The sequence below is a fragment of the Lysinibacillus sp. CNPSo 3705 genome (genome assembly GCF_028674935.1).
Classification (GTDB): domain Bacteria; phylum Bacillota; class Bacilli; order Bacillales_A; family Planococcaceae; genus Lysinibacillus.
This window is the reverse complement of sequence record NZ_JAQZSD010000103.1, coordinates 1-10138: the sequence shown is the minus strand read 5'-3', so window position 1 is coordinate 10138 and position 10138 is coordinate 1. Positions and strand designations below refer to the sequence as shown.

At 37.6% G+C, this 10138-nt stretch carries 10 protein-coding genes; 2 read left to right on the top strand and 8 right to left on the bottom strand.

Going from position 1 to position 10138, the window contains the following annotated elements:
* Window positions 1-158: 158 nt before the first annotated feature.
* The 6 genes from PVA17_RS23505 to PVA17_RS23480 form a co-directional block, all read right to left on the bottom strand.
* Window positions 159-485 (bottom strand): hypothetical protein, encoded by a 327-nt coding sequence (locus tag PVA17_RS23505; protein ID WP_274069161.1) that lies wholly within the window; start codon window positions 483-485, stop codon window positions 159-161.
* Window positions 486-634: 149 nt separating this feature from the next.
* Window positions 635-1678 (bottom strand): phosphotransferase family protein, encoded by a 1044-nt coding sequence (locus tag PVA17_RS23500; RefSeq protein ID WP_274069160.1) that lies wholly within the window; start codon window positions 1676-1678, stop codon window positions 635-637.
* Between the two features lie 12 nt (window positions 1679-1690).
* Window positions 1691-2467, bottom strand: coding sequence for an SDR family oxidoreductase (locus PVA17_RS23495; RefSeq protein ID WP_132360968.1), 777 nt, complete (start codon window positions 2465-2467; stop codon window positions 1691-1693).
* Window positions 2464-3699: an acyl-CoA dehydrogenase family protein gene (locus PVA17_RS23490; protein ID WP_132360970.1), complete on the bottom strand. Its 1236-nt coding sequence runs from the start codon at window positions 3697-3699 to the stop codon at window positions 2464-2466. The genes PVA17_RS23495 and PVA17_RS23490 overlap by 4 nt, the downstream gene beginning before the upstream one ends.
* A 323-nt stretch (window positions 3700-4022) precedes the next feature.
* A complete protein-coding gene (locus tag PVA17_RS23485) occupies window positions 4023-4400 on the bottom strand; it encodes a hypothetical protein (protein ID WP_132360972.1) in 378 nt (125 codons plus the stop codon).
* A gap of 92 nt (window positions 4401-4492) precedes the next feature.
* Entirely contained in the window at window positions 4493-5380 is an 888-nt protein-coding gene (locus PVA17_RS23480) for a LysR family transcriptional regulator (protein ID WP_132360974.1), read from the bottom strand.
* Between the two features lie 140 nt (window positions 5381-5520).
* Here PVA17_RS23480 and hutG point away from each other — a divergent pair, with 140 nt between their 5' ends.
* Together hutG and gltS are read left to right on the top strand one after the other, a co-directional pair.
* Window positions 5521-6477: a formimidoylglutamase gene (hutG, locus tag PVA17_RS23475; protein ID WP_274069159.1), complete on the top strand. Its 957-nt coding sequence runs from the start codon at window positions 5521-5523 to the stop codon at window positions 6475-6477.
* A gap of 5 nt (window positions 6478-6482) precedes the next feature.
* On the top strand, window positions 6483-7667 hold the full coding sequence (gene gltS / locus PVA17_RS23470; RefSeq protein WP_274069158.1) for a sodium/glutamate symporter: 1185 nt from the start codon (window positions 6483-6485) through the stop codon (window positions 7665-7667).
* Window positions 7668-7737: 70 nt separating this feature from the next.
* Here gltS and PVA17_RS23465 read toward each other — a convergent pair whose 3' ends face one another.
* Both PVA17_RS23465 and PVA17_RS23460 read right to left on the bottom strand, forming a co-directional pair.
* A complete protein-coding gene (locus tag PVA17_RS23465) occupies window positions 7738-8250 on the bottom strand; it encodes a GNAT family N-acetyltransferase (RefSeq protein ID WP_274069157.1) in 513 nt (170 codons plus the stop codon).
* Between the two features lie 343 nt (window positions 8251-8593).
* Window positions 8594-9859, bottom strand: coding sequence for a polysaccharide deacetylase family protein (locus PVA17_RS23460; RefSeq protein ID WP_248716153.1), 1266 nt, complete (start codon window positions 9857-9859; stop codon window positions 8594-8596).
* Between the last annotated feature and the right edge of the window lie 279 nt (window positions 9860-10138).

The following is a 10138-nucleotide window of genomic DNA, read 5'->3' as shown; positions in this document are numbered from 1 at the left end:
AATATTCTCCATCATAGTGCCAATTATGTGCAATATCCTCAGCTTGTTCCTGAGTCATAATCTCAAACTTATAAGTCATAAATATCCCCTCTCGCTTTCATCCCCTTGTTCCACTATTACGGTTTGCGTAATACCCACCATCTCAAATATTCCCATCTTTAACAATGTTGATCTTCAACAATCTGACCGGTTTGCTTTACAGGTATGGGAGATTTTTTCTCCTTAACAATATATAAGTTCATTACCAAGTAGTCGAATGGGTAAGTATGTAAATAGTATTTTATGTACAACCACGTTGGAACAATCCAAATGAACCCCTTAACGAACGCCTCTAATAATGGAGAGATAATTTCACCGAACGAATAAATGTAGTCGATTAACCATAATTCTTTAATTGTCCATGAAAAGTAAAATATGAGTAGAAAGCCCATCTTTGTTTTTATCTCATTATTTTTTTCACTTTCTACACTCAATCTTGATTCCATTTCAGCCTCCTAAAATGTGATCATTTCTTATTTTTGCAGGGCAGAGTCCTACCTTATATAATTTGACACCTTAATTTCATTGACAGAAAAAGGTTTTAACAATATAAAATGACGGCTGCTTTATAAACAACCGTCATTTTCACCATAGTTTAGAGTGCCTTGGAAGCCTGATGAATGAGGGCAGCTACCATTTTATCCATTTGTGCAAAACGGTCGTCTTTTGTTTGACCATTCACATATCGATAATAGATTTGCTGACAAATTACAGCTAATTTAAAGTAGGCAAATGTAATATAATAATCGATGGCTGAAACATCACGCCCGCTTTTCTCTGCATATCGATTAATAAATTCTTGACGTGTGTAAAACCCTGGTAAAGTCGTTATTGGCGGTTCTCCAAAAGCATATAGTAGCATTTTTGGGTCATCTGCATGCATCCAATAGCTCATGGCTACACCTAAATCTGCTAAAGGATCCCCTACAGTTGTCATCTCCAAATCGAAAAGACCAATCATCTCAGAGTAATCGCTTGTAAACATGGCGTTATTCAGCTTGTAATCATAATGAATAATGGTTGCTTCATGATTAGAAGGTACATGATCCTTTAACCACTTTGTCAATGTCGCTACTTCAGCATGCTCTGCCGTTTTCGCTTTGTCATAGCGCTCAATCCATCCATGTACCTGCCGTTCCATAAACCCTTCTGGCTTTACCATATCCTTAAGCTTCGTTTCCTTATATGGTATTGCATGAAGAGCAACAAGTGAATCAACCATCTTTTCTGATATGAGCCGTCCTAAATCCTCCGTATTTTCTGTTCCAGATGGAAAATGAGTATCGAGTACGATACCCTTTTTGCGTTCCATTAAAAAGAAATCACTACCGATAATCTCTCGATCTTCAACGTAAACATAAGGTTTTGGTACAGCAGATAAAAAAGGATGTAATGCAGATATAATCGTAAACTCTCGTTTCATGTCATGCGCTTTTTTGGCGACTGGTCCATGTGGGGGTCGACGAAGAACAACTTCAAATTCGCCTACTTTTAGGCAATAAGTCAAATTTGAATGTCCGGCACTAAACTGTGAAATTTCTAGCTTTCCTTCTGGTAACTCTGGAAATTGACTCTTTAAAAATGAATGTAATTTCACTTCATCAATACGTTCACTTGCCCTTACTTGTATCGTATCCATTGTACCCCTCCCTTAAATGATTGAACTCATACCGCCATCTACAACTATGACGTCCCCCGTAATATAATCTGAGGCAGCCGCGGCTAAAAATAATGCTACGCCTTTTAAATCATTTTCAGTTCCTAAACGTTTTAACGGCGTCACGCCCATTAAATAATCTTGTCCGCGCTCAATTAAGACCTGTGACATTTTTGTTGGGAAAAATCCTGGGGCAATCGCATTTACATTGACGCCATATGGCCCCCATTTTACGGCTAAATCTTTTGTTAAAGTAATGACCGCACCTTTACTTGCGTTATAACCAATTGTATCCATGAAATCAGGTAATGTACCACCAAGCCCTGCAATTGAGGCGATATTTATAATTTTTCCGCTCTTTTGTTCTAGCATTATTTTGCCAACAGCTTGGCTCATTAAAAATGTACCATTGACATTCACATCGAAAACTTTTTGCCAAGCCTCATACGGCATTTCAACAGCCGGAGTACCCCAGGACGCCCCACTGTTATTGACTAAAATATCAATTTGGCCGAATGATTCAAGCGTTTTTGATACTACGTTTGCTATATCCTCTGGCTTTGTCACATCACAGGCAAGAGCTAATGTTTGTACACCTAATTCAGCTAATTCTACAGCTACCTCTTCGCATGCCTCGACCTTTCTTGAGCACAGTACAATATTGGCACCAGCTTCCGCAAAGCCTTGTGCAATTTGGGCTCCAAGACCGCGTCCTCCCCCCGTTATGATGGCCGTTTTCCCCTTTAAGCTAAATAAATCTAATACTGTCATTTAACCAGCTCCTCTTGCTTTTTAGCATGCTTTTTCAGCTCCAGCTTGGCAACCGTGTTACGATGCACTTCATCCGGTCCATCTGCTAGTCGTAATGTTCGAGAATTTGCCCACTGTGCGGCAAGCGTCGTATCAGGTCCTACTCCAGCAGCACCGAATGCTTGAATTGCTCGGTCAATCACTCGCAATGCCATATTTGGTGCTACTACTTTAATCATCGCAATTTCTGCCTTCGCTTCTTTATTTCCTACTGTGTCCATCATGTACGCTGCCTTAAGCGTTAAGAGTCTTGCCTGCTCAATATCGATACGGGACTCCGCAATACGCTCGCGCATCACACCCTGGTCTGCGAGTGGTCGATGGAAAGCATGTCGCTCCTGAACACGCAAGCACATTTCCTCTAATGCACGTTCAGCGGCTCCAATAAGACGCATACAATGATGGATACGACCTGGCCCTAAACGACCTTGCGCAATCGCGAAGCCTTTTCCTTCTCCCCACAAAATATTTTCAACTGGTACTCGAACATTCGTAAACGTCACCTCACCGTGTCCTTCTGGTGCATGATCATAGCCAAATGCCGTAAGCATACGTTCTATTTTCACTCCCGGTGTATCCATCGGCACTAAAATCATCGACTGTTGCTCATGGATAGGTGCTGTAGAATCTTTATGTTTCCCCATAAAAATAGCGATTTTACAGCGAGGATCGCCAGCTCCTGTCGTCCACCACTTATGTCCGTTTAAAATATAATCATCGCCATCACGTTCAATACTTGCCTCGATGTTTGTTGCATCACTAGACGCGACTGCAGGCTCAGTCATTGCAAAGCAGGAACGTATTTCTCCACGCAATAACGGTTCTAGCCACTGCTTCTTCTGCTGTTCTGAGCCGTAACGCACAAGCACCTCCATATTTCCCGTATCTGGCGCATTGCAATTAAACACTTCAGGAGCAAGTAAAGAGCGTCCCATAATTTCACATAAAGGTGCATATTCTAAGTTCGTCAAACCTGCACCATATTCGCTATCTGGCAAAAATAAATTCCATAGGCCCGCTTCTTGTGCTTTGTACTTTAATTCCTCCATAATTGGCGGGATCGCTCCCCAACGATCTTCCATTGCTTCTACCTGCGCAGCAAACACTGCCTCATTTGGATAAATGTATTGTTCCATAAAATTTGTCAGCTTCTCTTGTAATTCGACTACTTTTTCACTATAAGAAAAATTCATTAAAAGGCCCCCTTTATTTGAACATCAAAATGACAAATGAATGAATATTCATTTTTATTCTTACATTAAATGTTACCGCTATATTTCTTGTAAATCAATGTCTATTAAACAAAAATTTGAATTATAGAGAAAATTCATACTTAAGGCAGTGTTTTTAAAGATAGAAATTCTCATTACGATAAAAAAATACAAGTTAAAACACTATTTTGCCATAATATGTATTTTCAAATCACAATAGCGTCGATTGCGTTAATTTATCGCTATGTGCACTTCATCAAAAAAAGAGTAACTTTTATTCATTGAAGTTACTCATCTCACTTAATTTAATCTTTAACTTTATTTTTGTATCCATTAGCTAACTTCATAGCGAAAAACTGAGGAATTAAAATTAAAATACTCACAATTATTACTAATTGGGAAGGTGAAAATGGTTTAAAATAACCACTATCCCATCCTATCCCTAGCGTGTCTTCCATCCTACCGATAAAGTAAAAGGACATAATGGCCGATACAATATTGCCAATAATAAAAGGAATTGAGTTGCATAGAAATTTCCCAAGAAAAGCAAGAAGTGAAGTCACTACAATCATCAATAAGTAGCAGAGCATTGATCGGTTAGCAAAATCTTGGTACATTGAAAAATAAACAAAAGGAAAACAGTATAAACATACTATTAGAATACCAATTACTATTTTTCTCATATTGTCACCCTTCATATTATTTAGAATTCATGTTCCTCTTAGTTTCATTTTTAACATAATCCATCAACCGTGGTATTTAAGCTTTCACTATTCTAAAGTGTTTTGCCTATCTCCATAATATCAGTAAGCAATTCACGAATAGCCAAAGGTAAATGACGATTTTTTAAGTACACCACATAAACATTTCGTCGTAAATTGGGGCAATCTACTTCTTTTTGTACAATAGTTTTTGCTGTAGGACCTTTTAAATAATTTTCTGGTAGAATGGTAACGCCTAAATTTTCACGAACGAGCGATACAGCCGTTTCAAAGCGTTCAATTTCAAATTGAATATTCATGTTTTTGCCAGCCTTTTCAAATGCATCTAAAATGTCATGTCTCGTTTGAAAGCCCCCTGTACTAATAATAAAAGGCTCTTCACTTAAATCTGCGATCGTCAGCTTCTCTTTCTTCGCTAATGGGTGATTTAAAGGTAAAACAGCTACAAGTCGCTCTTCATATAAGCAGTTAACCTCGAGCTCTTCATCATCCATTATCTGATTTGTAATAATTAAATGTGTTTTATAGCTTTTAAGTGATTTTTCAACACGCTTACTCCCTAAAATATCTACTAAATGAATCATCATTTCTGGATATTCTTTTTTATACTCTGTAATGACTTTTGGGAGCCAATGCTTAATCGATTCCATCACGCCTATCGTTATTTCACTTGTGCCACGTACAATTACCTCATCCATTTCTATTTTTAAAACTTCCATGTTTTTCAATATAACGCTTGCTCGTTCATATAAAAGCTCGCCTGCTTCTGTTAATTGAAGATTTCTTGTATTCCTTTCAAGTAAAGGTGAACCAATCTCTTGCTCTAATTTTTTAATAGCATTACTGAGAGAAGGCTGAGAAATATGTAGTTTTTCTGCTGCCTTCGAGAAATTCATTTGCTCCACAACTGCTAAAAAATATTGTAATTGTTTAAAATCCACAGCAATATCCCCCCACATTTATAGTTTTAAGCTATAGATTAATATTAATTATATATTAGCATTTATAATTATGTGAATATATAATTTATTCATAACAATATTTTCACTAGAATAATATTGGAAATGGAGTTGATGAATAAATGTATACAATGACAGATCAAAAACAATGGAAAGGCCGTATAGATTCAACGACTAATACGAGTAGTTTCCGTTTACATCAAAAAGTGAAAAGAACTGCTATTAATGATGTAAGCGCTTCAGATAATCAGCATGCCGGAATTGTGGGCTTTATATGTGATGAAGGTGTACGTCGTAATCAGGGGCGTGTAGGGGCAGCAAGTGCACCTAATGCTCTGCGTGAATCACTATCTAGCTTACCTTGGACATTTAATGATGAACAGCAAATTATAGATGTTGGTAACGTTCTTTGTCTTAACCGCGCATTAGAAGAAGCGCAACACGAGCTCGGCGAAATTGTCAAAACATTGCTAAATAAAAAAATACAATGTGTCGTGCTTGGCGGTGGACATGAAACATTATACGGACATTATTTAGGCGTTCGTGCAGCGATCCCTAAAGATGCAAAAATCGGGATCGTCAACATCGATGCTCATTTCGATTTACGACCATACGATGAGCAACCATCCTCCGGTACAATGTTCCGGCAGATTTTAGAACAGGATGCGCTTACCGATTACTTTGTTTTAGGCATACAACGTTTTGGCAATACAAAAGAACTATTTGATAAAGCCGATGAATTGCATGTGAATTATGTGTTAGAAGAAAATATGACGCCAGAAAATAAAGCACAAATCATGCATGACCTTCAGCGGTATATGGATAATCATGATTATATTCTCTTAACACTTTGTATGGATGTACTAAATGCTGCATTTGCACCGGGTGTTAGTGCTCCATCACCGTTTGGACTAGATCCAAAAACAGTACGCACGATACTTCAACAAGTCACTTCACATCCAAATACACATTCTTTTGATATTTGTGAGGTAAATCCTTCACTGGATGAGAATGGACGCACAGTTAAACTAGGTGCTTATTTTGTATATGAAGCACTAAATCACTTACTTAGGAGATAATGTTCATGATCGAAATTAATCAAATTACAACAGTATTTCTAGCAGTTGCACTATTCGCATTGGGCGGCTGGCTCATCAATAAAATCGGTTTTTTAAAGCGTTTTTGTATACCAGCACCTGTTGTTGGTGGCTTATTATTCGCCGCGTTGGCCACTATTCTAAAGACAACTGGCGTATTAGAAATATCGCTTGATACGTCATTACAAAGTTTATTTATGATTACATTTTTCACAACAATTGGTTTAGGAGCAAGCTTTAAACTTGTAAAGCTTGGCGGAAAATTATTAATTATTTATTGGTTAGCTTGTGGTTTCTTAGCATTAATGCAAAATGTGATTGGTGTATCTCTTGCATCGCTTATGGGGATTCATCCATTAATCGGTATGATGGCTGGTGCTGTTTCTATGGAAGGTGGCCATGGTGCCGCTGCAGCATTTGGACAAACATTAGAAGACTTAGGTATTTCATCAGCCATGACAATCGGTGCGGCTGCGGCTACATGTGGTTTAGTGGCTGGTGGCTTAATCGGTGGCCCGATTGTCAAATACTTAGTTGGTAAATATAATTTAACGCCAAATGAACAAGAAACAAAAGAAATTGATTTTGAAAATAAAAATGAACAAATAACATCCGATTCATTCTTTACACAAGTATTAATAATTACGTTCTGTATGGCTGTAGGGACATATGTTGGAACATTATTCTCAGAAGCTACTGGCTTCGTACTACCGGGCTATGTCGGTGCAATGTTTGTAGCTGTACTAGTGCGCAATATTATGGATAAAATAAAACCTGAAGCGATTAACATGAAAAGCATTTCTTTAATCGGCGATGTGACATTAGGTGTTTTCCTATCAATGGCACTCATGAGTATTAAATTATGGGAAATTGCTGATTTAGCACTGCCACTATTCATCATTGTTTTTGTACAAGTATTCTTCATTGTCTTATTTAGTATATTTGTCTTGTTTAAGATACTTGGAAAAAATTACGATGCTGCGGTGATGGTTGCCGGTTTTGCTGGTCACGGTTTAGGGGCAACGCCAAATGCGATGGCCAATATGTCAGCAGTTGTCCAACGTTTCGGCCCATCTCAAAAAGCATTTCTTGTTGTACCCATTGTAGGAGCGTTTTTAATCGACGTCTTCGGTATTCCAATTATTATTACAACGATCAATTTATTTAAATAAATACTCTATTAAATTTTAATGTTTATTTCTGAAGAAAATATGGGGGAACCTTTAAATTGAGGTTTCCCTGTTATAAATTTAGTTCGTATTGTATTAGTTGGCTGTTCATGCCAAAATATTTTTCACTACCTACTCTACTTATTTCTTTAAATCCTATCTTTTCAAGCATTTTTCGTGAACGAACATTAGCCTCGTGTGTTTCTGCGTTAAAAGTTGTAATTCCTAATTTTTTTGTGGCAAACGCCATCATACATAGAGCAGAATTAAATCCAATCCCTTTCCCCCACAGCCTATTTTCACCAATTGCAATACCTAATTCAGCAGTATTCCCTTTAATACAGGCTAAATCTGCATATCCAACTAATCTATCGTTAAACTGAATACCCATTCGGATAAAATCCTCAGCTACATTGTTAATACATTTGAGCCACCATTTATATAGTTCTTCGGGACTTCTATTTAACTCCCATCCATTGGCTAAACAAAAAGTGTCATCCATACTCCAGTTTAAGGCATATTCATAATCATCTAGGGTTAAAGGTCTTATCTTTATGCATTGTGAAAGATTCTTTTTAGTAGTCATTTCTATTCCTCCGAATCTTTATAAATTGAATGTAGACAAACGTATAAGTATCTGTTATTTCAAATAATATGCTGATAACTTAGTATATTTTGATATTGTGTTTAGTGCCTTCATTACTACGACTATCAACGAACATAAACAAGACAGGTAATGGTCGAATTATTTTGTAGCCGCACTTTTAAGCGGTCTACACAAGGACGCAGACCCATTCGTAGCTAATACCTCTGTGTTTTACATCTCCCTTTTTCTAGAGTCATAAAATAGGTCTCGTTAATTTCATAAAATAAGCGGCCGTGCAATTGTCTTGATTAACAGTTGCACGGCCTTTCCATTCGCTTATTGATTATTGTAATATTTCACTAACAGTTACAAATTCGTAGCCTTGTTTTTGCAAGTATAGAATGACATTTTCTAAACCATTTGCTGTCGTTTGATGAATATCATGCATTAAAATAATGCTGCCATCTTTTGCTGACGCTTTCACATACGTTAATATTTTCTCAGCATTACGATGCTTCCAATCTAGCGTATCGATTGACCATAGAATAGAAGGCATCGTCATGACAGAACGAACTTTATCATTCGTTGCACCATATGGTGGACGGAAAACCGTTGGATATTGACCGATTGCAGCATAAATAGCATTGTTAGTTCGATCAACCTCTTGTTTAACATTTGCTGTCGATAAGGCTGTTAACTTTGCATGGTCCCATGTATGATTGCCTATTTCATGGCCAGCCTCATAAATTTGCTTTACGACTGCTGAATTTTTAGAGACATTTTGCCCAACCATAAAAAATGTAGCCTTTGCATCATATTTCTTTAAAATTGCTAAAACTTGTGGGGTAACTTTTGCATCTGGCCCATCATCAAACGTTAATGCCACACGCTTTTTTTCCCCTTTCGCTACAGGTACACCTTTATTGTATACTTTGTTACCCGTTATTTGGATATTTGCTAGCTCTGAAGCTTTCACATAGCCCTGTTGTTCATCCGCTTCTACATAGGCCCAGCCTGCTAGCGTTGTATATTGCTGAACGACTGTTTTATTGGCAAGTGTACCAAGAACCTCACCACTTGGGCTAGCAGTTAAACGAAGCACAGCGCCGTTAGTAGCATTTACTCGTTTTTTTGTTGCAACAGGTTTCTTTAAAGAATTTGTTGCCACATAACCTGTTTGATGACCATATTGGATAAATGACCAACCTCCAGGTGCTGATCCATATACAAAGATAATACTATTTTCGTAAATTTGTCCGGCTTTTTGTGCACTTGGACTAGGGTATGTAAATAAAGTTGTTCCATCTTTTTGCGTCACTACATATTTTTCGGATTTAAGGCTTACTAATGCTGCCGTTTCTACAAATCCCTCTAGCTGTTGCGTTTTAATTCGAGTCCATTCCTCACTTACTGGTGTGGCTGTTACAAAACTACCCTTCGCTAATTGCCCGATTACGGCACTTTCTACGGAAGGTTCTACATAAACTGTTGTGTCTTTAGCTACGGATTGAATAACTAGTGTACCTTCCGCATTTGCAGGAGTATTACCTACAAATATAAAACTGATTAAAAAAGTCAAAATAATAGCATAGGGTAAAAGCTTTTTCATTGTTCTACACCGCCCTTTTCATCACAGATGTCTTTTCTCATATGTTTTTTCCATAAAAGTATTGGATTCGACTCTAATTATAGATTAATAAATTATTCCAGGAAATAGTAGAAATCAACTAGTTTTTGTGAATAAAAATGGATCATCCTCAAAACGTGTGGTTGATTTCCGTTTCGACTGGGCGCTTTGTAGCTGACGCTTCGCTTTCGCTACAGAAAACATTTGTAGCTGACGCTTCGCTTTCGCACAGAGCAAAGCTTCCTGGGGGCGTCCGATGAG

What these genes read in the sequence shown, in the direction of transcription:
- PVA17_RS23485 (WP_132360972.1), bottom strand. Translation starts at nt 4,400, where the DNA reads ATGAGAAAAATAGTAATTGGTATTCTAATAGTATGTTTATACTGTTTT.
- hutG (WP_274069159.1), top strand. Translation starts at nt 5,521, where the DNA reads ATGTATACAATGACAGATCAAAAACAATGGAAAGGCCGTATAGATTCA.
- PVA17_RS23490 (WP_132360970.1), bottom strand. Translation starts at nt 3,699, where the DNA reads ATGAATTTTTCTTATAGTGAAAAAGTAGTCGAATTACAAGAGAAGCTG.
- PVA17_RS23465 (WP_274069157.1), bottom strand. Translation starts at nt 8,250, where the DNA reads ATGACTACTAAAAAGAATCTTTCACAATGCATAAAGATAAGACCTTTA.
- gltS (WP_274069158.1), top strand. Translation starts at nt 6,483, where the DNA reads ATGATCGAAATTAATCAAATTACAACAGTATTTCTAGCAGTTGCACTA.
- PVA17_RS23495 (WP_132360968.1), bottom strand. Translation starts at nt 2,467, where the DNA reads ATGACAGTATTAGATTTATTTAGCTTAAAGGGGAAAACGGCCATCATA.
- PVA17_RS23505 (WP_274069161.1), bottom strand. Translation starts at nt 485, where the DNA reads ATGGAATCAAGATTGAGTGTAGAAAGTGAAAAAAATAATGAGATAAAA.
- PVA17_RS23460 (WP_248716153.1), bottom strand. Translation starts at nt 9,859, where the DNA reads ATGAAAAAGCTTTTACCCTATGCTATTATTTTGACTTTTTTAATCAGT.
- PVA17_RS23500 (WP_274069160.1), bottom strand. Translation starts at nt 1,678, where the DNA reads ATGGATACGATACAAGTAAGGGCAAGTGAACGTATTGATGAAGTGAAA.